Below are 22,080 nucleotides of genomic sequence, written 5' to 3' on the forward strand. Positions count from 1 at the left end.
CCCCTTCGGCAGAGGTCGGCATGGTGCGGCCAGATGCCGAAGGGGGACCTGCCATGCCCGAACACAAAGGTGCCGACGACGACGAGGATGGCCCGTTTGGCCGCCCGCTGTTCGATGATCCGTCGGCCCGTGCGCTTAGCCGCGTGGGCGTCGTGGACGTGGGATCGAACTCGGTCCGGATGGTGGTGTTCGATGGTGCCGCGCGCTCTCCCGCCTATTTCTACAACGAAAAGATCATGTGCGGCCTTGGCAAGGGCTTGGCCGAAACCGGGCGGCTGAACCCGCAAGGCCGCATCCGCGCGCTGGCGGCACTGAAACGCTTTGCGCTCTTGGCCGACGGCATGGGCATCAGCCCCCTGACCGTGGTCGCCACCGCCGCCACCCGCGAGGCCGAGGACGGGCCGGAGTTTCAGGCCGATGTGTTGCGTGAAACCGGGATGCGCCTGTGGGTGATCGACGGCGATGAAGAGGCGCGGCTATCGGCGCAAGGCGTGCTGCTGGGCTGGCCGGATGCCAAGGGCATCGTCTGCGATATCGGCGGCAACTCGATGGAACTGGCGCGGATCGGCAATGGCCGCGTCGGCAAGCGCGTGTCCACACCGCTTGGCCCGTTCCGGTTGCAGCAGATCAAGGGCGACGCCGCGGTGCGGCAGGCGCATATCGCCAAGGTGCTGAAAGCCGCGCAGGCCGACCTTCAGTCGGAAGGCGAGCGGATCTATCTGGTCGGCGGATCGTGGCGCGTTATAGCCCGGCTGGATATGGAGCGGCGCAATTATCCGCTGACCGTGCTGCATGAATATCGCATGACGCCCAAGGGCTTGACCGACACGCTGGATTGGCTGGCTGTTGCCGACCTTGCCGTCCTGCGCGGCCGCACCGGCACGTCATCCGAACGCATGGAACTGGTGCCACTGGCCTGCGAAGTGCTGCGCGAACTGGTCCGGATGCTGAAACCGTCCGAAATCGACGTGTCGGCCTACGGCATCCGCGAGGGGCTGTTGTACGAACAGATGCCCGAACGGCTGCGCGCCCGCGACCCGTTGATCGAAGCCGCGCGGATGACGGAACTGACCCAGTCGCGCATCCCCGGTTTTGGCAAGAAGCTGTTTGAATTTCTTGAACCCCTGTTCCCCGAGGTTGGCAAGGAACGGCTGCGCCTGATCAAGACCGCGTGCCTGCTGCATGACACCACATGGCGCGCACACCCTGATTACCGGGCCGAGGCGTGTTTCGACAACGCCACCCGCGCGAACCTTGGCGGGCTGGATCATCCGGGCCGGGTGTTTCTTGGCCTTGCCCTTCTGCACCGCTACAAGAACAGCCGCGCCGGATCGCGGCTGGAGCCGATGTTCCGGCTGTTGAGCGAAGACGAGGTGCAAGAGGCTGAAGTGCTGGGCAAGGCGATGCGGTTCGGCGCGATGTTTTCGATCGGCAATCCGGCCAAGGCGGGCGCGCTGCATTGGAACCCCAAGAAACTGCTGCTGACGCTGGAATTGACGCCCGCCGGCGAGGGGCTGTTCGGCGAGGTTGCACAAGCGCGGTTCGCCTCGCTGGCACAAGCCATGAAGGCGCAGACCGCCGTGACAAAGGCCGCGTGATGCTGCGGCTGGATCATCTGGCGGTGACGGCGGAGCGGCTGGAAGATGGCGTCGCGGCGGTCGAGGCGGCGCTTGGTGTGACGCTGAGCGGCGGCGGCCAGCATCCGCACATGGCGACGCACAACCGGCTTCTGGGGCTTGGCGATATCTACCTTGAAGTCATCGCAACCGACCCCGCCGCCGAAGCGCCCGCTTGGCCACGCTGGTTCGACATGGATCGCTTCTTGGGTCCGCCACGCCTGACGAACTGGATCGTGGCGTCGGATGACATCGCCGCCGATCTGGCGCTTGCCCCGCCCGGAACCGGCACCCCGGTAGCCCTGTCGCGCGGCGATTACCGCTGGCAGATGGCGGTGCCGGAAGATGGCCGATTGCCGTTCGACAACGCGCATCCTGCGCTGATCCAGTGGCTCGGCACGCTGCACCCCGCCCGCGCCCTGCCCGACATGGGCGTGCGGATGACACGGCTGGAGGTGGCCCACCCCGATGCCGCAGGTCTGAACCGCGCGCTTGCCCGGTTCAGTGACCCGCGCGTGGTGATCGTGCCGGGCGCCGAGAAAGCGTTGCGTGCCACTTTCATCACGCCGCACGGGATACGCAGGTTGTGATCCGCCGCGCCACTGCCGCCGACGCTGCCGCGATCGCCACGCTCTGGAACCCGTGGATCAGCGGCACCGCCGTCACCTTCAACGCCACCGAAAAGACCCCCGCGGACGTGGCCGCGATGATCGCCGAGCGTGACCGCTTGGGCCATGCCACCTTTGTCGCGGAAGGGGAAACCCTGCTTGGCTTTGCCAGTTACGCCCAGTTTCGCGGCGGCATCGGTTACGCCACCTGCATGGAACACTCGATCATCCTCGCCCCCGAGGCGCGCGGCAAGGGTGCGGGCCGCGCGCTGCTGGCAGCGGTCGAACATCATGCCCGCAGTGCCGGTGCGCACCAGATGATCGGCGGCGTGTCGGGCGAAAACACCGCCGGCATCGCGTTTCACGCCGCCCTCGGCTACACCTCCATCGCCACGATCCGCGAGGCCGGCTTCAAGTTTGGCCGCTTCATGGACCTTGTGCTGATGCAGAAATTCCTCTGACAAGACCGCGCCGGACGGGTAGTATCGCGCCACCATGTCGATCTGGACCCGCATCGCCGACGCCATCGCCGCCCTCGCCCGGGGCGAACCCCTGTCGGTGGTGTTTGACCGGTTGCGCGACAGTGGCACCCCGGAACAATCGGTCGGCTTCACCATCGCCGTCCTTGCGCTGGGTGCCAAGATGGCCAAGGCCGACGGCACCGTCACCCGCGACGAGGTGACCGCGTTTCGCCGCATCTTCACCTTTCCCGAAGGCGAGGAAACCCACGCGGCCCACGTCTTCAACCTCGCCCGGCAGGACGTGGCAGGCTTTGACGCCTACGCCCGCAAGATCGCGCGCCTGTTCAACCCCGAAGGCCGCCGCATCTGCGCCGACGACCACCATGTGCTGGTCGACATCCTCGAGGCATTGTTCCAGATCGCCACCGCCGACGGCTCGTATCACGATGGCGAGGATGCATTCCTGACCCATGTCGCCAACACATTCGGGCTGGACGAGGCCTGCTTCCGCATCGTCCGCTCACGCCTTGTCGAAGGCGCGCCGCGTGATCCCTACGATGTGCTGGGCCTGCCGCGCGGCGCCACCAAGGACGAGGCGCGCAAGGCGTGGAAGGCGCTGGTGCGCGACACCCACCCCGATGTGATGCAATCCCGCGGCGTCCCGCCCGAGGCCATGAAACTGGCCGAACGCCGGATGCAATTGATCAACGAGGCGTGGCGCGAAATCTCGGCCAAGGAGGCCGCGTGACAGCCCCGACCGGCCTGCGGCTTGCCACCTACAACGTCGAATGGTTCAACGCCCTCTTCGATGATCGAGGTCGGCTTCTGGCCGACAACGGCCCCTCGGCCCGCTACAAGACCACCCGCGCCGAACAACTGGGCGCGCTTGGCATCGTGTTCACCGCGCTGGACGCCGACGCCATCACCATCATTGAGGCGCCCGACACCAACGGCCACCGTTCCACCGTCACCGCGCTGGAAAATTTCGCGCGCCAGTTCCGCCTTCGTGCAAGAAAGGCGCTGATCGGCTTTCCGTCTGATACCGAACAGGAAATCGCCTGCCTCTACGACCCCGACCGCCTGACCATCACCCATGATCCGCAAGGCAACGCCTCCACCAGCCACGGCTCTACCGATGCGCCACGCTTCGACGGCACCTTCCGCTACGATCTTGACGCCGACATGGTCCATGAAACCATCCGGTTTTCGAAACCCCCGTTGGAAATGGCCGTGACCACCTCGGGCGGCACCGCGCTGCGGCTGATCGGGGTGCATGCGAAGTCGAAAAACCCCTACGGCGCCAATGGCCGCGAAGCGCAATTGCGCCTGTCGATCGAAAATCGCCGCAAGCAACTGGCGCAATGCCTGTGGCTGCGCCAACGGGTCGAGGGGCATCTGTCAGCGGGGGACAGCCTGATCGTGATGGGCGATTTCAACGACGGTCCCGGCATCGACGAATTCGAAAAGCTGTTCGGTCATTCCGGGGTTGAGATCGTGCTGGGCACCGGCGAGGCCACCCGACTTTACGACCCCCATGCAGCGATGGCGCTGCAAAGCCGGGTTTCACTGGCCCCCACCACGGCGCGCTTCTACGTCGCCCCGCAAAAGCGGTTCTTGGAGGCGCTCCTCGATTTCATCATGGTGTCGCCGGATCTTGCCGCCCGCCAGCCGGACTGGCGCATCTGGCATCCCTTCAACGACCCGGCCGTGATGGCGGTGCCCGACCTGCGCGAGGCTCTGTTGCAGGCCTCCGACCACTTCCCCGTCACGATTGATTTGCCGGGGCTGAATTGAAACCGGAGGATGGGCTTCCCATATCGCACCCATGAACAAGATGACCCTCTTCGCCCTCGCCCTCTGTGCCGTCACCGCACCCGCGCTGGCGCAGGACGCTCCCGCCCCGGAAGCCCAGGCCGAAGATGACGGCTTCAGTCTGATCGACGAAGGGATCAAGCTGATAATGCGCGGCTTCATGACCGAAGTCGAACCCGCGCTGACCGAGATGGGCAAAGCCCTCGAAGAGCTTCGCCCCGCCATCGAGGAGCTTGGTCCGAAGTTCAAGGACCTCATCGACATGGTCGGAGACTTCAGCAACTACGCCGCGCCGGAAGTGCTGCCGAACGGCGACATCATCATCCGCCGCACCGCGCCCTTGCCCACAGACCCGAACGCGGCCCCAGAGGCGGCTCCCGAGGCCACGCCGGACACCCTGCCCACCCCCGACGCCGACGGCGCGATCGAGCTTTGATGCACCGCGGCGTCCGGTCCTGACCCGCCCCGAACGGAGTGCGGGGGGCAGACAGCCCCCCAACGCGGCGCCCGGTTGCTGTCAGTCGCGTGCGGCGCGGATCAGATCAAGGATCTCTTTCGCCGCCGCCGGGATGTTCGTCCCCGGCCCGAAGATCGCCTTCACCCCGGCATCATACAGGAACTGGTAGTCCTGCTGCGGAATGACCCCGCCGCAGATAACCAGAATATCCCCTGCCCCCGCAGCCTTCAGCGCCTCCACCAGTTTCGGCGCCAGCGTCTTGTGCCCCGCCGCCTGACTGCTGATCCCGATCACGTGCACGTCATTATCGATCGCATCCTGCGCGGCCTCCTCTGGCGTCTGGAACAGCGGCCCCACGTCCACGTCAAAGCCGATGTCGGCAAAGGCGGTGGCGATCACCTTTGCCCCCCGGTCATGCCCGTCCTGCCCCATCTTCACCACCAGCATCCGCGGCCGGCGGCCTTCGGCTTCGGCGAAAGCTTCGACGTCCTTCTGGATCGCGGCAAAGCCTGCGTCGCCCTCGTAGGCAGCCCCGTAGACCCCGGCCAGCGTCTTGACCTCGGCCCGGTGGCGGCCGAACACCTTTTCCATCGCCATGCTGATTTCCCCAACCGTTGCCCGCGCCCGCGCCGCATCAACCGCCGCTTCCAGAAGATTGCCGCCGGCTTCCGCGCGGCGGGTCAGTTCGGCAAGCGTCGCCTCCACCCGGGCCGCGTCGCGCCCCCCACGGATCGCCGCCAGTTTGGCCACCTGCGCCTCGCGCACCGCGACGTTGTCGATATCGCGGATGTCGATCGCATCCTCTTTCTCCAGCCGGTATTTGTTGACGCCGACGATCACCTCGTCGCCACGGTCGATCATCGCCTGCCGCCGGGCTGCCGATTCCTCGATCCGCAGCTTCGGCATTCCGCTGGCGACGGCCTTGGTCATGCCACCCATCGCCTCGACCTCTTCGATGATCTTCCACGCCTCGGTGGCCATCTGGTCGGTCAGGCTTTCGACGTAATAGCTGCCGGCAAGCGGGTCGACGACATGGGTGATCCCTGTCTCTTCCTGCAAGATCAACTGCGTGTTCCGCGCGATCCGCGATGCAAAGTCAGAAGGCAGCGCCATCGCCTCGTCAAAGCTGTTGGTGTGCAGGGATTGCGTTCCGCCCAGCACCGCCGCCATCGCCTCGTAGGCAGTGCGCACGACGTTGTTGTAGGGGTCCTGTTCCTGCAAGCTGACACCCGAGGTCTGGCAATGCGTCCGCAGCATCAGCGACGACGTCTTCTTCGCCCCGAAGCCTTCCATGATCCGGTGCCACAAAAGCCGCGCAGCGCGCAGTTTCGCGGCCTCCATGAAGAAGTTCATCCCGATGGCGAAAAAGAAACTCAGCCGCCCGGCGAAATCATCCACATCCATCCCGCGCGCAATCGCGGTACGCACGTATTCGCGCCCATCGGCCAGCGTGAAGGCCAGCTCCTGCACCAGGTTCGCGCCCGCTTCCTGCATGTGGTAGCCGGAAATGCTGATCGAGTTGAACTTCGGCATCTCGGCCGCCGTGTATTCGATGATGTCCGCCACGATCCGCATCGAAGGTTCGGGCGGATAAATGTAGGTGTTGCGGACCATGAACTCCTTCAGAATGTCGTTCTGGATGGTGCCCGACAGTGCCGCGCGCGGCACGCCCTGCTCTTCCCCCGCCACGATGAAACTGGCCAGAACCGGGATCACCGCGCCATTCATCGTCATGGAAACGCTGACTTTTTCCAAGGGTATCCCGTCGAACAGAAGCTTCATGTCCTCGACTGAATCGATCGCCACCCCGGCCTTGCCGACATCGCCCACCACGCGCGGATGGTCGCTGTCATAGCCCCGGTGGGTGGCAAGGTCGAAGGCCACCGACACGCCCTGCTGCCCCGCCGCCAGCGCCTTGCGGTAAAACGCGTTCGACGCCTCGGCGGTGGAAAACCCCGCGTATTGCCGGATCGTCCAGGGCCGGCCCGCATACATCGTCGCCCGCACGCCACGGGTAAAGGGGGCGACCCCCGGCACGCCGCCCAGATGCGCCAGCCCCGCGGTGTCGGCTGCGGTGTAAAGCGGCTTGACGGCAATGCCCTCCAGCGTGTTCCATCGCAGGCTGTCGGGGCTTTGCCCTTTCAGCTCCCTTGCGGCCAGAGCTTCCCAGGCTTTCACTTTGTCGCTCATTGCAACCCTCGCTGCGGGGCTGCATCGCACCCCTTTGGATTTGGCACCGGGCGCCCTATATCCCGATCAAAGAGGGGCATCATGAGATCCATTTACGCGCTTGTTTTCGCGGCACTTCTGCCAACCGTCGCGCTGGCCGAGGCGGCAACCCCGGCCTTTGGCCCGGTGGCCGCCGCCGACGTGGTGTTCGACGACCAGCTTTACGTCAAACGCCCCATCGTGGTCTTTGCCGACAGCCCGAACGACCCGAACTACATCCGCCAGATGGAGCTTCTTGCCCGCGAATACGACCAGCTTGCCGAACGCGACGTGATCCTTGTCACCGACACCGATCCCGCCGCGCGCACCGAATGGCGGCTGAAACTGCGCCCGCGCGGCTTTTCGCTGGTGATCATGGACAAGGACCTGCGCCCCGTGGTCCGCAAGCCCCTGCCGTGGGATGTGCGCGAGATCACCCACGCCATCGACAAGATGCCGCTCAGGCGCACAGAAATCCTTGAACAGAACCCGGCAGGGCGCTGACGGGCGCATCACTCGAACTCCAGTATGACATCGTCCACCCGCAGGCTGGCCCCCGCGCTGGCCTTGACTGCCTTGACTACGCCGCGACGCTCGGCCTTGAGGATGTTTTCCATCTTCATCGCCTCCACCGTAGCCAGCGCCTGACCTTCCTGCACCTCGTCGCCGACCTCGACGTTGATCCGAACGATCAGGCCGGGCATCGGGCACAAAAGGTATTTCGACGTGTCTGGCGCCGCCTTTTCCAGCATCAGCCCGGCCAGCGCGTGCTGGCGCGGCGTCCTGACATGCACCTTCAGGTCCGCCCCGCGCAGCCGCATCCGAAACCCCATCGGGATTTTCCCGACCTTCACCGCCATCAGCACGCCGTCCACTGTCAGCCGCGCCAACGGCTGCCCCGGCGTCCAGTCAGACGTCACGCGCATCGCGGTGCCATCGGCGAAAGTCACCGTCGACCCTTCCGGATCAGCGTCGATTTTCACAGCATGTTCCGTGCCTTGCAGGCTGACGACCCAATCATCGCCGACGCGGCGGGTGTGGTTGTCCATCGTGCCGGAAATCCGGGTGCGGCGAATCTCGGCCACCCGGTTCATCGCAGCCGCCGCAGCAGCAACCCGGCGCAGAACGTCATCAGTCAGAACCGCGCCCTTGAAACCGTCGGGATATTCCTCGGCAATGAAGGCGGTGGTGATATTGCCGGATTGGAAGCGCGGATGATCCATCACCGCGCCGACAAAAGGCAGGTTGTGGCCGATGCCCTCGACCTCGAAGGTATCCAGCGCGATGCGCATTTCCTCGATCGCCCCTGCCCGCGTCGGCGCCCAGGTGCAAAGTTTCGCGATCATCGGGTCGTAGAACATGCTGATCTCGCCACCCTCGAACACGCCGGTATCGTTGCGCACAATGCCGGTGGCCGTCGCGCCTTCGACGGGCGGGCGGTACCGGGTCAGGCGACCGATGGAGGGCAGGAAGTTGCGATAGGGGTCTTCGGCGTAAAGGCGCGATTCCATCGCCCAGCCGTTGATCTTGAGGTCGTCCTGGCGGAACGGCAGCGCCTCGCCATAAGCCACGCGGATCATCTGTTCCACCAGATCGACTCCGGTGATCAGTTCCGTGACCGGATGCTCCACCTGCAACCGGGTGTTCATTTCGAGGAAATAGAAGTTGCGGTTGCCGTCGACGATGAACTCCACCGTGCCGGCGCTGGTGTAGCCGACCGCACGCGCGAGGGCGCAGGCCTGTTCGCCCATCGCCTTGCGGGTAGCCGCATCAAGGAACGGCGACGGCGCCTCTTCGATCACCTTCTGGTTCCGCCGCTGGATCGAACATTCGCGTTCGTGCAGATAGACGGTGTTGCCGTGCTTGTCGGCCAGCACCTGAATTTCGATGTGGCGGGGTTGCGTCACGAATTTTTCGATGAAGATGCGGTCGTCGCCAAAGCTGGCCGCCGCCTCGTTCTTCGACGACTGGAACCCCTCGCGCGCCTCGGCATCATTCCAGGCAATCCGCATTCCCTTGCCGCCGCCCCCGGCGCTGGCCTTGATCATCACCGGATAGCCGATCTGGGTGGCAATCTTGACCGCCTCGTCCGCATCCGCGATCAGCCCCATATGGCCCGGCACGGTGGAAACCCCCGCCTCCATCGCCAGCTTTTTCGAGGTGATCTTGTCGCCCATCGCCTCGATCGCCCCTGACGGCGGGCCGATGAACACCACCCCGGCAGCCTCCAGCGCCGCAGCGAAGTTCATGTTCTCGCTTAAGAATCCGTAGCCCGGATGCACAGCCTCGGCACCCGTCGCCTTGATCGCCGCCATGATCTTGTCGATCACGATGTAGCTTTGTGCCGCGGGCGATGCACCGATGTGCACCGCTTCATCTGCCATCAAGACGTGCAGCGCATTTCGGTCGGCGTCGGAATAGACGGCTACCGTCTTGATCCCCATCTTGCGCGCGGTCTTTATAACGCGACAGGCGATTTCGCCCCGATTGGCGATAAGGATTTTCTTGAACATGCGGTCCCCCCGGAGCGTGCGGCCAGTCGAAATGCAAAAAGACCATCCGGACGGTCGGCCCGGATGGTCCTTGATGTGGTGTCAGCCCGCCCGCAGGCGGTGATCAGATCAGTAGCAGGGCGGCAGGCCCAGCTGGATGCCACAGGTGGCCGCACCGGCAAGACCGCCGAGGGCAGCACCTGCGACCATGTTTTCATCCAGCGCATCCGCAATAGCAGCACCGGCAACCGCACCGGCCACGCCGCGCGACGTGGGGTCCTGCAGGCAACCGGCCAGCGGAAGGATAAGAAGGGGAAGAAGGAAAAGCGACTTGCGCATGACAGACTGCCTCGTTGGTTTGTTGTTATTGTCGGCAAGTTTACCGCAAACCACCGGGAGTTGAAGCCGAAAGTCGCCGTTGCCCGGACCGAGCCTGGCGCTTCGGCAAATCCTCGCCGGTGCTGAAGGGTGGGAAAGGGTGTCGGTCCGGCCTGGGACGGACCGGACCGACGGGAAGGGGAAAGGGAACGTATGTCGGAACGCAGGCCAAGGCACCGCCCCGCACCTGCCAGCACAGAATGACCAGCCCGTGCCCGCAGCGCAAACATTTCATAGCCCGCTTCGCCTGGCTTGGCAGAACCCTGCCGGAATGCGGATGCGGTCAGCGGGATCATGCCTATTCGTCCTCGTCGTCCCAGTCGTCGCCACCGATCATCGGCGCGTCTGGCGCGAACACCGCCGGGAACGCGGCTTCTGCCCGCGCCACGTCGATCCTTAGAAGCGCCTCATAGCTGGCCGGATCGAACGGATCTTCTGCCGGCACCACCTCGCGCCCGAAAAGCCAGCTTAACCGGCCCGCATCCAGATTGCCGCGCTCGAACGGCTCCTCGCCGAACTGCTGCCAAAGGGCGGCCATGAAGCCCTCGTCGGCCTTGCGGTCGGCCTGCTTGCGGTCCTTGAACCGCTCGCGCCGGGTCAGCTTGGTCGGGCCGTCCTTCAGGTTGGCGCGGCGGATGGTGAACTGGAAGTCGGTGCCGGGCAGGCGCCCCGGAAAGCCACGGTGTTTCAGCATCTGACATCACTCCTCATCACGCTGGATGGCCGAGCGATAGCGATTGCCGCGGGCCGGGGCCAGTGCGGGTTGGGCGCAAATGTCAGGGAAACGGCGTGCCTCGGAACCGCATCGATCAGCGGGAGGCGAAGATTTGAGGCGGGCGCAATCGGCAAAAGCCGACCGGCCCGCCCCGAAACATTATTTGTATTTGCCCGTGTAGGTCGGCTCGACCGAAACCGGCTCGACCGCAACGACTTCTGCTTCTTTCTTGGCGCAAGCTGCAAGGGTTGCTGCAACTGCAACCGCCAGAATGATCCTCGACATCCTCTACTCCATCTTTCTTGGGGGGTAGTGCGGATAACGCCGTCAAGCGCCCGCCCCCGTTCCGTTTTACAGGCCGCTTGAGTTCGACCTGACGAAACCATATCCGAACGAAGCCCGGAATGACACGCCAAATGGCCCAAGTTGTCAGCCTGTGGCGTTCCTACATCAGCAAGGAATCCGTGGCCAGCCGGTTTTATCATCCCCTTCGGCGGCATCAGAACACCTCCCATACGCAGGCGCCGTCCTGCACGGAATAGGCCTCGAAAAACTGCACCACTTCGGGCGCGGCCTCGCCGAACGGGGTTTCCTTCCCGGCCAGCGAGATGATGATCTGCTGCGGCGGGGGTTGCATCGCGTCGATCCGCGGCAAGGCGTAGGTATCACACAGCGCCTGCATATCGGCGGCATCGGCCTCGCTGTCGCCTTCGGCCAGCCCCGGCACCACGAAGCGGAACCGCGCCGTCGCGCCCTCTGCCCCCGGCACGTTGCTGATCACGTCCAGAAACCGCACCTCACGCCCCGACGGCACCGTGACCGCATCGGCCGACGGCGTTTCCTCACACCCCCCCGCCCCGGCGAAAAGCACGGCCAGCGAGGCGGCGAAGATACGGTGCAGGTGACGCACGTTCAGATCCTTCAAAGCGGAATGTTGTCGTGCTTTTTCCAAGGGTTGGTCAGCTTCTTGCCGCGCAGGCTGGCAAACGCCCGCGCCACCCGGCGTCTGGTAGAATGCGGCATGATGACCTCGTCGATAAAGCCGCGCTCGGCCGCCACGAACGGGTTGGCAAAACGGTCCTCGTAATCCTTGACCCGCCCCGCGATCTTGGCCGGATCGCCCAGCTCGCTGCGATACAGGATCTCCACCGCGCCCTTGGCCCCCATCACCGCGACCTCCGCCGTGGGCCAGGCATAGTTGAAATCACCGCGCAGATGCTTTGACGACATCACCACATAGGCCCCGCCATAGGTCTTGCGCGTCAGCACCGTCACCTTCGGCACGGTCGCCTCGCCATAGGCGAACAACAGCTTCGCGCCGTGCTTGATGACCCCGCCCAACTCTTGGCTGACGCCCGGCAGAAAGCCCGGCACGTCGACCAGCGTCAGGATCGGAATCTCGAACGCATCGCAGAACCGCACGAAGCGCGCGGCCTTGCGGCTGGCGTCGATATCCAGACACCCCGCCAGCACCATCGGCTGGTTTGCCACCACGCCGACCGACTGGCCTTCGATGCGGATGAAGCCGGTGATGATATTGGCCGCGAACGCCGCCTGAATTTCAAAGAAATCGCCCTCGTCGGCCAGCTTGGTGATCAGTTCCTTCATGTCGTAAGGCTGGTTCGGGTTGTCCGGCACCAAGGTGTCAAGGCTCGGCTCCAGCCGCGCCGGATCGTCGAAGAAGGGCCTGACCGGTGCCTTTTCGCGGTTGTTCAGTGGGAGGAAGTCGAACAGTCGCCGGGTTTCGGCCAGCGCCTCCACGTCGTTCTCGAACGCCCCGTCAGCAACCGATGATTTGCGGGTATGGGTCGACGCGCCGCCCAGTTCTTCCGCCGTGACCTGCTCGTTCGTCACGGTCTTCACCACATCGGGGCCGGTGACGAACATGTAGGAGCTGTCCTTCACCATGAAGATGAAGTCGGTCATCGCCGGGCTATAAACCGCCCCACCCGCGCAAGGCCCCATGATGAGGCTGATCTGCGGCACCACGCCTGATGCAAGGATGTTGCGCTGGAATACCTCGCCATAAGCGGCCAGCGATCCCACGCCCTCCTGAATTCGCGCACCGCCGGAATCGTTGATCCCGATCACCGGCGCGCCGTTCTGGATTGCCATGTCCATGATCTTGCAGATCTTTGCGGCATGGGTTTCCGACACCGATCCGCCCAGAACGGTGAAATCCTGGCTGAACACATAGACCATCCGGCCATTGATCGTGCCCCAGCCCGTCACCACGCCGTCGCCGGGATGGCGGTTTTCCTCCATCCCGAAATCGACCGACCGGTGCGCCACGAACATGTCGAATTCCTCGAACGAGCCCTCGTCCAGCAGCAACTCGATCCGTTCGCGCGCCGTCAGCTTGCCCTTGCCGTGCTGGGCCGCCACGCGCTTTTCGCCGCCGCCCGCGCGTGCCACGGCGCGGCGCGCCTCAAGCTCTTGCAAAATGTCTTTCATCGCATCGCCTCCCCGCACCGCCCGCAGGCAGCGTCCCGCCGAGACCATAGCCGCGCGCTCGCGCATGACAAAGCGCGATCTCGTAAATTTGCAAAGTTGACCCGAGCCATCCGCATCAAATCGCAAACATGCAAACTACTGGTCGGCGCGACGCCCGCGCGTTATTCCGGGCCCCTTGGCAAACTTTCAGGGCAACCATGACCAGCCTTCCCATTCCCTTCATGACCATCGGCCTTCTCATCGCATCCAACGTGTTCATGACCTTCGCCTGGTATGGCCACCTGAAGTTCAAGGAAACCACGCTTGTCACCGTCATCTTCATCAGTTGGGGCATCGCGTTCTTCGAGTACTGCCTGATGGTGCCGGCCAACCGCATCGGCCACGGCTACTTTTCCGCGGCCGAACTGAAGACGATACAGGAGCTGGTCACCCTGTCGGTCTTCGCGGTGTTCTCGGTGGTCTACCTCAAGGAACCGCTCGCCTGGAATCACCTGCTCGGTTTCGGCTGCATCGCGCTTGGAGCGTTCTTCATCTTCCACAAATGGGCGTGAAGACGCAGCGTCGCACAGCAAAACCTGCAGCCCTGCGGGTAGACAACTTGGGCGCGCAGGCGTAGCCCAACGATATGATTCACGCCAAACCCCGCTTTCTTGACCGCACCACCCCACCCAAGGTCGTGACGCTGATCCTCATCGCCGGGCTTTCGGCGCTGACGATGAACATCTTTCTGCCGTCGCTGCCGCAGATGGCCGCCTATTTCGGCGTGTCCTACGGCGTGATGCAGCAGTCGGTGGCGCTGTATCTTGCGCTGTCAGCCGCCCTGCAGATCGCCATCGGCCCGATTTCCGACCGGTTCGGGAGGCGCAATGTGCTGATCTGGTCGCTGGTGATCTTCCTTGCCGCCACCATCGGCACCATTCTGGCCCCGACCGCCACGATCTTCCTGATGTTTCGCATGATGCAGGCCGTGATCGCCGCCGGCATGGTGCTCAGCCGCGCCGTGGTGCGCGACATGGTGTCCGACAGCGAGGCGGCGTCGATGATCGGCTACGTCACGATGGGCATGTCGATCGTCCCGATGATCGGCCCGGTGATCGGCGGCGTGCTGGATGATGCCTTTGGCTGGCACGCGAACTTCATCCTTCTCTTCGTCCTCGGGCTTGCCGTGCTGGCGCTGGTCTGGGCAGATCTTGGCGAAACCGCCACCCTCCGCCGGGTCAGTTTTGCCGACCAGATCCGCACCTACCCCACGCTTCTTTCTTCGCGCCGGTTCTGGGGCTACACCCTGTCGGCCGCCTTCGCCTCGGGCTGTTTCTTCGCCTATCTCGGCGGCGCGCCCTATGTCGGGACCGAGGTGTTCGGGCTGTCGTCGGTGCATGTCGGCGCGCTCTTCGCGCTGACGGCGATCGGCTATGCCGCCGGAAACTTCCTTGCCGGGCGCTATTCGGTGCGCTTCGGGATGAACCGCATGGTCCTCTTTGGCGCGCTCGTCACCACCTTTGGCCTCAGCCTTCTGACCATCCTCACCCTCGCCGGCCTCTCCGGCCCGGTGGTGTTCTTCAGCCTCACCGTGTTCATGGGCCTCGGCAATGGCATCGGCCTGCCATCGGCCAACGCCGGGATGCTGTCGGTCCGCCCCGATCTTGCTGGCACCGCCTCGGGCCTTGGCGGGGCGATCACCATCGGCGGTGGCGCGCTTCTGGCCTCGGCCGCAGGCAAGGTGCTTGGCCCCGGCGCCAGCGAACTGCCGCTGGTCCTTCTGATGCTCGCCTCCTCCATCGCCTCGGTCATCGCGATCCTTGGCGTGATCCGCCGCGCAAAGGCCATCGGTCTGGCTTGACGCCACAGGTTTGCAAAGCCACGCTCCGCTTTGCAAACCCGGAGGCCCGATGCCCGTCCAGAAACTCTACGCCGGCGTCAAGCTGCGCGAAATCCGTGGCCGCCTCGGCCTCACCCAACGCGCATTTGCCGACAAGCTGACCGTCTCGCTGCCCTACCTCAACCAGATGGAAAACAACCACCGCCCGGTTTCCGCGGCTGTGGTGCTGGCGCTGGCGCAGGAGTTTGGCCTCGATGTCACGGAACTGACCGTCGGAGAAAGCGAACGCCTTGTCACCGACATGCGCGAAGCCTTGGCCGACCCGGTGTTCCCCGGTGCCACCCCGCCCCTGGCTGACCTGCGCCTTGCTGCCTCAAACGCCCCGGCCCTTGCCCGCGCCTTTCTCGACCTCCACCGCGCCTACCGCCAGACCCACGAACGCCTCGCCTCGCTGGACGAAGCCTTGGGCCGCGAAGACGCCACGCTGAAGCCAAGCCCGTGGGAAGAGGTTCGCGACTTCTTTCACTATTGCGACAATTACCTTGATGCGGTCGACCGCGCTGCCGAACATTTCGCCACCTCATCCGCCAGCAAAACCATCGAATCCACTGCGCAAGACCTGCTGCGCCGCGCCGGCATCAGCTTGCACTTTTCCGACAAATCGCCTTTGCGTCACTACGACCCCGCGGCCCGCCGCCTCGACATTTCGGCCCGCGCCTCCAGCCCTTCGCAACGCTTCCAGCTGCTGCACCAGATCGCCCTTCTCACCCAGAACGACCTGCTGGAAGCCACCCTCGACCTCGCCCGCTTCTCCACGCCCGAAGCCCGCGACATCGCCAAGATCGGCCTTGCCAACTATTTCGCCGGCGCGGCCCTGCTGCCCTACCGCGCCTTCCAGGCCGCAGCACTGGAAACCCGCCACGATCTGGAACGTCTGGCCGACATCTTCGGCGCGTCGCTGGAACAGGTGGCGCACCGCCTGTCCACCCTGCAACGCCCCGGCGCCAAGGGCATCCCTTTCTTCTTTGTCCGCGTCGATCAGGCCGGCACCATCACCAAGCGCCACTCCGCCACCCGGCTGCAATTCGCCCGCTTCGGTGGCGCCTGTCCCTTGTGGAACGTCCACCGCGCGTTTGAGACCCCGGGCCAGTTCCTGCGCCAACTGGCCGAAACCCCCGACGGCGTGCGCTACCTCTGCCTTGCGCGCGACGTGTCGAAACCTGCGGGTGCCTTCCTTGCCCCCGTGCGCCGCTATGCCATCGGCCTTGGCTGCGAGGTGCAGCACGCGGCGCAACTGATCTACTCCGATGGCCTGGATCTGAAGGGCCGGTTCGAACCGATCGGCATTTCCTGCCGCATCTGTGAACGCACCAATTGTCACCAGCGCTCGGTTCCGCCGCTGGAAGGCCGGCTCAGCGTCAACCCGAATTCCCGCGACGTGCTGCCCTACGAGATCGGGTGAAAGAAAAACGGCGGGCACTTGGCCCGCCGTTTTTCGCAAGGCTTACGCCTCCTTCAGATGCGCCCAGATATGGTCCTTCAGATGCACCCGCTGGCGGCGCAGCGCCTCTTCTTCCTCGTCTGTCAGAAGGTCCAGCCGGGTCTCAGACCGATGTATCTTGGCGTTGACGGCATCATAATCGACCAAAAGCTGGGCGAAATGCGCGCTCGAATTCTTAAGTGCGCTCAACTTCTGCGCATGGTCGGGGAATTCGTCATGCAACGTGTGCGGGGTGTTCGACATCGACATCTCCTTCTTGACTGTCGAGTGAAGTCTAGAAGGCCACGCCGCGCTCCGCCTTGACCCGGATCAACCCGCAAACCGCCTAGCGCTGCGCCACGCGCCAGTTCGGGTTCACCCACGGTTCAAGGTTCGATGCGGGCAACGGCGTGCGGCCAAGGATGTGATCGGCAGCCTTCTCCCCCACCATGATCGAGGGCGCGTTCAGGTTGCCGTTGGTCACTTGCGGGAAGACCGAGCTGTCGGCCACCCGCAGCCCTTCAACCCCGATCACCCGACATTCCGGGTCGACCACCGCCATCGGATCGGTCTTGCGCCCCATCCGCGCCGTGCCGCAGGGGTGATAGGCGCTTTCCGCGTGCTCGCGCAGGAAGGCGTCGATCTGATCGTCCGTCTCCACCGCGGCACCCGGCTGAATCTCGTGGCGGACGAAGGGCTTGAACGCCGCCTGCCCAAAGATTTCCCGCGTCAGGCGGATGCAAGCCCGGAACTCCGTCCAGTCGTCGGGGTGCGACATGTAGTTGAACCGGATGCGCGGCGCATCCGCCGGGTTGGCCGACCGCAGGGTGACAGCCCCCCGCGACTTCGACCGCATCGGGCCGACATGCGCCTGAAACCCATGCCCCTCGGCCGCCACCTTGCCGTCATAGCGCACGGCGATCGGCAGGAAGTGATACTGGATGTCGGGATAGTCGATCCCGGCCCGTGACCGGATGAAGGCGCAAGCCTCGAACTGGTTCGACGCGCCAAGCCCCGTGCCCGTAAACAGCCACTGCGCCCCGACCGTCGCCTTGCCCCAGAGGTTCCAGTATTTGTACAGCGTCACCGGCTGGCTTGCGGCGAATTGCATATAGATTTCAAGGTGGTCCTGCAGGTTCGCCCCCACGCCCGCGCGGTCGGCCAGCACCGGAATCCCGTGTTCGGCCAGATGCGCCCCCGGCCCGATGCCCGAAAGCATCAGCAGTTTGGGCGAATTGATCGACGATGCCGCAAGGATAACCTCGCGCCCCGCACGGATCACCTGCACGAGGTCGCCTCGCCCGATTTCCACGCCCACCGCGCGCTTGCCCTCGAACACCACGCGCCGCGCCATCCCGCGCACGACCTGCACATTGCCCCCCGCCATCGCGGGTTTGAGGTAGGCATTCGCCGCCGACCAGCGCCGACCCTTCCAGATCGTCGCCTCCATCGGGCCGAAGCCTTCCTGCTGCGCGCCGTTGTAATCGGTCGTCACCGGATACCCGGCCTCTTCGCCCGCCTTGATGAAGGCGTCGAACAACGGGTTCGACCGTGGCCCGCGGGTAATGTGGAGCGGCCCCTTGGTGCCGCGATACTCAGGCCCCGACCCGCCGTGCGAATGTTCCATCCGCTTGAAATAGGGCAGCACGTCGGCATAGCCCCAGCCATCCGCGCCCATCTCGGCCCAGGTGTCGAAATCACGGGCGTGGCCGCGCACATAGACCATCCCGTTGATGCTGGACGACCCGCCGATCACCTTGCCGCGCGGCGTCGCCAGCACCCGCCCGTTCAGGTGCGGCTCGGGTTCGGTCTGCAGGCCCCAGTCGTAGATCGCCATGTTCATCGGATAAGACAGCGCCCCCGGCATCTGGATCAACGGCCCCGCGTCCGACCCGCCATGTTCGATCACCGTCACCCGCCGCCCCGCCTCGGCCAGCCGGTAGGCCAGCGCACAGCCCGCAGACCCGGCCCCGACGATCACGTAATCGGCGTGCATCACAGCCTCCCCAGTTCGGCTTCCAGATGGCGCACCGCCACGGCCACCGCCGCCGCCCCGTCAGCCGGGCCGGATTTCAGCACCTCACGCAGGTAAAGCCCGTCGATCATCGCCCCCATGCCCAGCGCAATCTCACCCGCCCGCGCCCCCGCAAGCGGGCGCAGTGCATGCACAAGGTTGGACCTGAGCCGCCGCTGATACACCGCCAGCAAACGCTTCGCCTCGGGCACCGATTGCGCCAGCACGTAGAAGTTCAGCCACGCCCCCACCGCCTCGCGCCGAAAGTTGCCCGCGCTGAACGACGCGCGCAGAATCGCCCTGACCCGCCCCTCCGGCCCCTCGGCCGCCGCCAGCGCCCCGCGCACCTCGGCGCCATAAAGCGTCAGCACATGGCGCATCGCGGCCAGAAACATGTCTTCCTTCGATCCGAAATAATGGTGCGCCAGCGCCGAGGACATGCCCGCCCGCTTGGCGATCTGGCTGACCGTCACATCAAGCGAACCGACCCTGCCGATTTCCACAATCGTGGCTTTCACCAACGCATCCTTGCGAATAGGCTCCATTCCAAGCTTCGGCATCGGCGCGGCCTCATAAAACACTTGCCAAACCGTATCAGCACGAAGTTTATTGACTCGTCAATCAACAAAAATGGGGGAGGTCCCATGTCCATCCGCACCACGCTCCTTACCACCGCTGTCACCTTCGCGCTTGCCGGGTCCGCCTTTGCGGAAGGCTGCGACAAGGTGATCTTCTCCGACGTCGGCTGGACCGACATCACCGCCACCACCGCCGCAACCACCGCCATCCTCGAGGCGCTGGGCTATGACACCGAAACCAAGGTGCTCTCCGTTCCGGTCACCTACACCGGCCTTGCCGAAGGCGATATCGACGTGTTCCTCGGCAACTGGATGCCCACGATGGAGGCCGACATCGCCCCCTACCGTGACGCAGGCACCGTGGAAACCATCCGCACCAACCTTGAAGGCGCGAAATACACCCTTGCCACCAACGAAGCTGGCGCTGCCCTTGGCATCAAGGATTTCAAGGACATCGCCGCCCACAAGGACGACCTTGAAAGCCAGATCTATGGCATCGAACCCGGCAATGACGGCAACCGCCTGATCATCGACATGATCGCCACCGGACCCTTCGGCCTCGACGGCTTCGAGGTCGTGGAATCCTCCGAACAGGGCATGCTGGCCGAGGTCAAGAAGGCCACCGAGGATGCCAAGCCGATCGTCTTCCTCGGCTGGGAACCGCACCCGATGAACGCCAACTTCAAGATGACCTACCTGACCGGCGGCGACGATTACTTCGGACCGAACTTCGGCGGCGCGATCGTCGCGACCAACACCCGCGCGGGCTATGTCGCCGAATGCCCGAACACCGGCAAGCTTCTGTCAAACCTCAGCTTCTCGCTTCCGATGGAAAACGAGATCATGGGCGCCATCCTGAACGACGGCGAAGACCCGACCGACGCCGCCAAGGCCTGGCTCGCTGCCCACCCCGAGGCATGGGAGCCGTGGCTTGACGGCGTCACCACCAAGGATGGTGGCGATGCCAAGGCTGCGGTCGCGGCCGCGCTCCAGTAAGCTGCCCCACGAACCCCGGTCGCTCCGGCATCACGCCGGGGCGGCCCTTGCCCAGGCGCGGAGCGGCTGAATGGAATGGTTGACTGACTACAAGATCCCCGTCGGCAAGACCGCCAAAGCGGTGTTCGACTGGATGAACGACAACCTTGGTGGCGTGTTCGACGCCATTTCCACCGGCCTCGAAGCCATGATCAACGGCATCCTGTGGCTGCTGCAAACACCGCATCCCTTTGTCATCATTGCGCTGTTCGTCGCGCTGACGTGGTTCTTGCAAAAGAACTGGAAGGTCTGCCTTGGCGTCGTGATCGGGTTCCTGTTCATCCTCAACCAAGGTTACTGGGAAGAAACCACCGAAAGCCTCACCCTGATCCTGTCGGCCTGCGTCGTCTGCATGGGCCTTGGCGTGCCGGTCGGCATCGCCGCCGCGCACCGCCCGAAGCTTTATCGCGTGATGGTGCCGATCCTCGATCTGATGCAGACGCTGCCCACTTTCGTCTACCTGATCCCGGCCATCGTGTTCTTCGGCCTCGGCATGGTGCCGGGCCTGATCGCCACCGTGATCTTCGTGCTGCCCGCGCCGATCCGCCTGACCCACCTTGGCGTCTCTTCCACCCCGCAGGCGCTGCTGGAGGCGGCAACCGCCTTTGGCGCCACCCCGAAACAACGGCTCTGGAAGGTAGAAATGCCCTACGCCTTTCCACAGATCATGGCGGGCCTGAACCAGACCATCATGCTGTCGCTGTCGATGGTGGTGATCGCGGCACTTGTCGGCGCCAACGGCCTTGGCGTGCCGGTCGTCCGCGCGCTCAATTCGGTCAACACCGCGCTTGGCTTTGAATCCGGCTTCATCATCGTGGTGGTGGCCATCCTACTTGACCGCATGTTGAGGGTCAGCCGATGACCGATACCCCCACCGAAAAGCCCGCCGTCATCTTCGACCGCGTCTCCATCGTGTTCGGCGACCACCCCGAACAGGCGCTTCCCCTGATGGATCAGGGCCTCAGCCGGTCCGAAATCCAGACCCGCACCGGCCAGATCCTCGGCGTCCACGATTGTTCGCTGACGGTGGCCAAGGGCGAGATCCTCGTGCTGATGGGCCTCTCCGGCTCTGGCAAATCCACGCTTCTGCGCGCGGTCAACGGGCTGAACCCGGTCGTGCGCGGCTCGGTCACCATCAACGATGGTGACTGGACATCGAATGTCACCACCTGCTCCACCGCCGATCTTCTGAAGGTGCGGCGCGAATGCATCGCGATGGTGTTTCAGCAGTTCGGCCTCTTGCCGTGGCGCACGGTGCGCGAAAACGTCGGGCTCGGCCTCGAACTTGCCGGGCAAAGCCCCGACCAGCGCCGCGCCAAAGTGGATGAACAGCTTGCCCTCGTGAACCTCACGCAATGGGCCGACCGCAAGGTAGGCGACCTTTCGGGCGGCATGCAGCAGCGCGTCGGCCTCGCCCGCGCCTTCGTCACCGACGCGCCGATTTTGCTGATGGACGAACCCTTCTCGGCGCTCGACCCGCTGATCCGCTCGAAACTGCAGGACGAGCTTCTCGACCTGCAGGCCAAGCTGAAACGCACCATCATCTTCGTCAGCCACGATCTGGACGAGGCGTTCAAGATCGGCAACCGCATCGCGCTGATGGAGGGCGGGCGCATCGTGCAATGCGGCACCGCGCGCGAGATCATCGCCAATCCTATCAGCGATTACGTCGCCGATTTCGTGGCCCACATGAATCCCCTGTCGGTGCTGACCGCGCGCGATGTGATGGAAACCGGCACCAGCCCCGGCGCCCGTGCGATCGACGCGGAAATGCCGGTAAAGGATGTGATGGCGCTGCTGTGCAACGACGTGACCGAGATGGTGGTGCAGGAAAACGGCCGCAACCTCGGCCTCATCCGAACCGCCGGGCTGATGGCGAAACTGCTCAATCCGCGCGGCTGAAACCCTAACGCCGGGTTAACGTCGCCACGCAAGCCATTGATATGACGTCAT

23 protein-coding genes are annotated in these 22,080 nt (G+C 64.5%); 13 read left to right on the forward strand and 10 right to left on the reverse strand.

The annotated features are described in order from the left end of the window. The first annotated feature begins 53 nt into the window (after nucleotides 1-53). From ACROUL_RS16290 to ACROUL_RS16315, 6 genes are read left to right on the forward strand one after another with little or no spacing between them, the layout of a single operon-like run. Nucleotides 54-1,598 carry a Ppx/GppA family phosphatase gene (locus ACROUL_RS16290; RefSeq protein ID WP_431300499.1) on the forward strand — a complete coding sequence of 515 codons (1,545 nt, stop codon included), beginning with the start codon at nucleotides 54-56 and terminating at the stop codon, nucleotides 1,596-1,598. Continuing rightward, the gene (locus ACROUL_RS16295; protein ID WP_431300500.1) at nucleotides 1,598-2,206 is read left to right on the forward strand and encodes a VOC family protein; all 609 of its coding nucleotides are present in this window, start codon (nucleotides 1,598-1,600) and stop codon (nucleotides 2,204-2,206) included. Before ACROUL_RS16290 ends, ACROUL_RS16295 begins: the two co-directional genes overlap by 1 nt. Continuing rightward, nucleotides 2,203-2,685, forward strand: coding sequence for a GNAT family N-acetyltransferase (locus ACROUL_RS16300; RefSeq protein WP_431300501.1), 483 nt, complete (start codon nucleotides 2,203-2,205; stop codon nucleotides 2,683-2,685). The genes ACROUL_RS16295 and ACROUL_RS16300 overlap by 4 nt, the downstream gene beginning before the upstream one ends. Before the next feature lie 34 nt (nucleotides 2,686-2,719). Then, the gene (locus tag ACROUL_RS16305; protein ID WP_431300502.1) at nucleotides 2,720-3,433 is read left to right on the forward strand and encodes a TerB family tellurite resistance protein; all 714 of its coding nucleotides are present in this window, start codon (nucleotides 2,720-2,722) and stop codon (nucleotides 3,431-3,433) included. 14 nt (nucleotides 3,434-3,447) lie between these two features. After that, nucleotides 3,448-4,479 carry an endonuclease/exonuclease/phosphatase family protein gene (locus tag ACROUL_RS16310; RefSeq protein ID WP_431301328.1) on the forward strand — a complete coding sequence of 344 codons (1,032 nt, stop codon included), beginning with the start codon at nucleotides 3,448-3,450 and terminating at the stop codon, nucleotides 4,477-4,479. Between the two features lie 31 nt (nucleotides 4,480-4,510). Further along, entirely contained in the window at nucleotides 4,511-4,933 is a 423-nt protein-coding gene (locus tag ACROUL_RS16315) for an AAA+ family ATPase (RefSeq protein WP_431300503.1), read from the forward strand. Between the two features lie 81 nt (nucleotides 4,934-5,014). On the opposite strand, the gene scpA is transcribed toward ACROUL_RS16315, so the two are convergent. Then, entirely contained in the window at nucleotides 5,015-7,144 is a 2,130-nt protein-coding gene (scpA, locus tag ACROUL_RS16320; RefSeq protein WP_431300504.1) for a methylmalonyl-CoA mutase, read from the reverse strand. 81 nt (nucleotides 7,145-7,225) lie between these two features. On the opposite strand from scpA, the gene ACROUL_RS16325 reads away from it, so the two are divergent. Continuing rightward, nucleotides 7,226-7,666 (forward strand): DUF4174 domain-containing protein, encoded by a 441-nt coding sequence (locus tag ACROUL_RS16325; protein ID WP_431300505.1) that lies wholly within the window; start codon nucleotides 7,226-7,228, stop codon nucleotides 7,664-7,666. A gap of 8 nt (nucleotides 7,667-7,674) precedes the next feature. Here the strand turns inward: ACROUL_RS16325 and ACROUL_RS16330 are convergent, their stop codons facing one another. The 6 genes from ACROUL_RS16330 to ACROUL_RS16355 all read right to left on the reverse strand — a co-directional run bounded on the left by ACROUL_RS16330 (nucleotide 7,675) and on the right by ACROUL_RS16355 (nucleotide 13,201). After that, nucleotides 7,675-9,675 carry an acetyl-CoA carboxylase biotin carboxylase subunit gene (locus tag ACROUL_RS16330; protein ID WP_431300506.1) on the reverse strand — a complete coding sequence of 667 codons (2,001 nt, stop codon included), beginning with the start codon at nucleotides 9,673-9,675 and terminating at the stop codon, nucleotides 7,675-7,677. Nucleotides 9,676-9,783: 108 nt separating this feature from the next. Continuing rightward, nucleotides 9,784-9,993 carry a hypothetical protein gene (locus tag ACROUL_RS16335; RefSeq protein ID WP_431300507.1) on the reverse strand — a complete coding sequence of 70 codons (210 nt, stop codon included), beginning with the start codon at nucleotides 9,991-9,993 and terminating at the stop codon, nucleotides 9,784-9,786. Between the two features lie 337 nt (nucleotides 9,994-10,330). Continuing rightward, nucleotides 10,331-10,726 (reverse strand): hypothetical protein, encoded by a 396-nt coding sequence (locus ACROUL_RS16340; protein ID WP_431300508.1) that lies wholly within the window; start codon nucleotides 10,724-10,726, stop codon nucleotides 10,331-10,333. Between the two features lie 180 nt (nucleotides 10,727-10,906). Further along, a complete protein-coding gene (locus ACROUL_RS16345; protein ID WP_431300509.1) occupies nucleotides 10,907-11,032 on the reverse strand; it encodes a hypothetical protein in 126 nt (41 codons plus the stop codon). Between the two features lie 214 nt (nucleotides 11,033-11,246). Continuing rightward, on the reverse strand, nucleotides 11,247-11,657 hold the full coding sequence (locus tag ACROUL_RS16350) for a DUF6497 family protein (RefSeq protein WP_431300510.1): 411 nt from the start codon (nucleotides 11,655-11,657) through the stop codon (nucleotides 11,247-11,249). Nucleotides 11,658-11,668: 11 nt separating this feature from the next. Continuing rightward, nucleotides 11,669-13,201 (reverse strand): acyl-CoA carboxylase subunit beta, encoded by a 1,533-nt coding sequence (locus ACROUL_RS16355; protein ID WP_431300511.1) that lies wholly within the window; start codon nucleotides 13,199-13,201, stop codon nucleotides 11,669-11,671. Nucleotides 13,202-13,398: 197 nt separating this feature from the next. Between ACROUL_RS16355 and ACROUL_RS16360 the strand changes: the two genes are divergently transcribed. The 3 genes from ACROUL_RS16360 (at nucleotide 13,399) to ACROUL_RS16370 (ending at nucleotide 16,482) form a co-directional block, all read left to right on the forward strand. Continuing rightward, nucleotides 13,399-13,752, forward strand: a complete 354-nt coding sequence (locus ACROUL_RS16360; protein WP_431300512.1) for a DMT family protein — start codon at nucleotides 13,399-13,401, stop codon at nucleotides 13,750-13,752. A gap of 74 nt (nucleotides 13,753-13,826) precedes the next feature. Continuing rightward, nucleotides 13,827-15,041, forward strand: a complete 1,215-nt coding sequence (locus ACROUL_RS16365; RefSeq protein ID WP_431300513.1) for a multidrug effflux MFS transporter — start codon at nucleotides 13,827-13,829, stop codon at nucleotides 15,039-15,041. A gap of 49 nt (nucleotides 15,042-15,090) precedes the next feature. Further along, on the forward strand, nucleotides 15,091-16,482 hold the full coding sequence (locus tag ACROUL_RS16370; protein WP_431300514.1) for a helix-turn-helix domain-containing protein: 1,392 nt from the start codon (nucleotides 15,091-15,093) through the stop codon (nucleotides 16,480-16,482). A gap of 42 nt (nucleotides 16,483-16,524) precedes the next feature. Here the strand turns inward: ACROUL_RS16370 and ACROUL_RS16375 are convergent, their stop codons facing one another. The 3 genes from ACROUL_RS16375 to betI all read right to left on the reverse strand — a co-directional run bounded on the left by ACROUL_RS16375 (nucleotide 16,525) and on the right by betI (nucleotide 19,074). Beyond that, nucleotides 16,525-16,764, reverse strand: coding sequence for a YdcH family protein (locus tag ACROUL_RS16375; RefSeq protein WP_431300515.1), 240 nt, complete (start codon nucleotides 16,762-16,764; stop codon nucleotides 16,525-16,527). 82 nt (nucleotides 16,765-16,846) lie between these two features. Next, on the reverse strand, nucleotides 16,847-18,496 hold the full coding sequence (gene betA / locus ACROUL_RS16380; protein ID WP_431300516.1) for a choline dehydrogenase: 1,650 nt from the start codon (nucleotides 18,494-18,496) through the stop codon (nucleotides 16,847-16,849). After that, complete coding sequence (betI, locus tag ACROUL_RS16385) at nucleotides 18,496-19,074, reverse strand: choline-binding transcriptional repressor BetI (RefSeq protein WP_431300517.1); 579 nt, start codon at nucleotides 19,072-19,074, stop codon at nucleotides 18,496-18,498. Before betI ends, betA begins: the two co-directional genes overlap by 1 nt. Before the next feature lie 84 nt (nucleotides 19,075-19,158). Between betI and choX the strand changes: the two genes are divergently transcribed. The 3 genes from choX to choV all read left to right on the forward strand — a co-directional run bounded on the left by choX (nucleotide 19,159) and on the right by choV (nucleotide 22,029). Then, nucleotides 19,159-20,088 carry a choline ABC transporter substrate-binding protein gene (gene choX, locus ACROUL_RS16390; RefSeq protein WP_431300518.1) on the forward strand — a complete coding sequence of 310 codons (930 nt, stop codon included), beginning with the start codon at nucleotides 19,159-19,161 and terminating at the stop codon, nucleotides 20,086-20,088. A 70-nt stretch (nucleotides 20,089-20,158) separates the two neighbouring features. Then, nucleotides 20,159-20,989 carry a choline ABC transporter permease subunit gene (choW, locus tag ACROUL_RS16395; protein WP_431300519.1) on the forward strand — a complete coding sequence of 277 codons (831 nt, stop codon included), beginning with the start codon at nucleotides 20,159-20,161 and terminating at the stop codon, nucleotides 20,987-20,989. After that, nucleotides 20,986-22,029 carry a choline ABC transporter ATP-binding protein gene (gene choV / locus ACROUL_RS16400; RefSeq protein WP_431300520.1) on the forward strand — a complete coding sequence of 348 codons (1,044 nt, stop codon included), beginning with the start codon at nucleotides 20,986-20,988 and terminating at the stop codon, nucleotides 22,027-22,029. The genes choW and choV overlap by 4 nt, the downstream gene beginning before the upstream one ends. Nucleotides 22,030-22,080 lie beyond the last annotated feature (51 nt).

The sequence above is a fragment of the Tabrizicola sp. BL-A-41-H6 genome (genome assembly GCF_050632395.1).
Classification (GTDB): domain Bacteria; phylum Pseudomonadota; class Alphaproteobacteria; order Rhodobacterales; family Rhodobacteraceae; genus JAUYQR01.

What these genes read in the sequence shown, in the direction of transcription:
- betI (WP_431300517.1), bottom strand. Translation starts at nt 19,074, where the DNA reads ATGCCGAAGCTTGGAATGGAGCCTATTCGCAAGGATGCGTTGGTGAAA.
- choW (WP_431300519.1), top strand. Translation starts at nt 20,159, where the DNA reads ATGGAATGGTTGACTGACTACAAGATCCCCGTCGGCAAGACCGCCAAA.
- ACROUL_RS16355 (WP_431300511.1), bottom strand. Translation starts at nt 13,201, where the DNA reads ATGAAAGACATTTTGCAAGAGCTTGAGGCGCGCCGCGCCGTGGCACGC.
- ACROUL_RS16325 (WP_431300505.1), top strand. Translation starts at nt 7,226, where the DNA reads ATGAGATCCATTTACGCGCTTGTTTTCGCGGCACTTCTGCCAACCGTC.
- ACROUL_RS16340 (WP_431300508.1), bottom strand. Translation starts at nt 10,726, where the DNA reads ATGCTGAAACACCGTGGCTTTCCGGGGCGCCTGCCCGGCACCGACTTC.
- ACROUL_RS16335 (WP_431300507.1), bottom strand. Translation starts at nt 9,993, where the DNA reads ATGCGCAAGTCGCTTTTCCTTCTTCCCCTTCTTATCCTTCCGCTGGCC.
- choV (WP_431300520.1), top strand. Translation starts at nt 20,986, where the DNA reads ATGACCGATACCCCCACCGAAAAGCCCGCCGTCATCTTCGACCGCGTC.
- choX (WP_431300518.1), top strand. Translation starts at nt 19,159, where the DNA reads ATGTCCATCCGCACCACGCTCCTTACCACCGCTGTCACCTTCGCGCTT.
- ACROUL_RS16365 (WP_431300513.1), top strand. Translation starts at nt 13,827, where the DNA reads ATGATTCACGCCAAACCCCGCTTTCTTGACCGCACCACCCCACCCAAG.
- ACROUL_RS16370 (WP_431300514.1), top strand. Translation starts at nt 15,091, where the DNA reads ATGCCCGTCCAGAAACTCTACGCCGGCGTCAAGCTGCGCGAAATCCGT.
- betA (WP_431300516.1), bottom strand. Translation starts at nt 18,496, where the DNA reads ATGCACGCCGATTACGTGATCGTCGGGGCCGGGTCTGCGGGCTGTGCG.
- ACROUL_RS16345 (WP_431300509.1), bottom strand. Translation starts at nt 11,032, where the DNA reads ATGTCGAGGATCATTCTGGCGGTTGCAGTTGCAGCAACCCTTGCAGCT.
- ACROUL_RS16295 (WP_431300500.1), top strand. Translation starts at nt 1,598, where the DNA reads ATGCTGCGGCTGGATCATCTGGCGGTGACGGCGGAGCGGCTGGAAGAT.
- ACROUL_RS16375 (WP_431300515.1), bottom strand. Translation starts at nt 16,764, where the DNA reads ATGTCGAACACCCCGCACACGTTGCATGACGAATTCCCCGACCATGCG.
- ACROUL_RS16330 (WP_431300506.1), bottom strand. Translation starts at nt 9,675, where the DNA reads ATGTTCAAGAAAATCCTTATCGCCAATCGGGGCGAAATCGCCTGTCGC.
- ACROUL_RS16360 (WP_431300512.1), top strand. Translation starts at nt 13,399, where the DNA reads ATGACCAGCCTTCCCATTCCCTTCATGACCATCGGCCTTCTCATCGCA.
- ACROUL_RS16305 (WP_431300502.1), top strand. Translation starts at nt 2,720, where the DNA reads ATGTCGATCTGGACCCGCATCGCCGACGCCATCGCCGCCCTCGCCCGG.
- ACROUL_RS16290 (WP_431300499.1), top strand. Translation starts at nt 54, where the DNA reads ATGCCCGAACACAAAGGTGCCGACGACGACGAGGATGGCCCGTTTGGC.
- ACROUL_RS16315 (WP_431300503.1), top strand. Translation starts at nt 4,511, where the DNA reads ATGAACAAGATGACCCTCTTCGCCCTCGCCCTCTGTGCCGTCACCGCA.
- scpA (WP_431300504.1), bottom strand. Translation starts at nt 7,144, where the DNA reads ATGAGCGACAAAGTGAAAGCCTGGGAAGCTCTGGCCGCAAGGGAGCTG.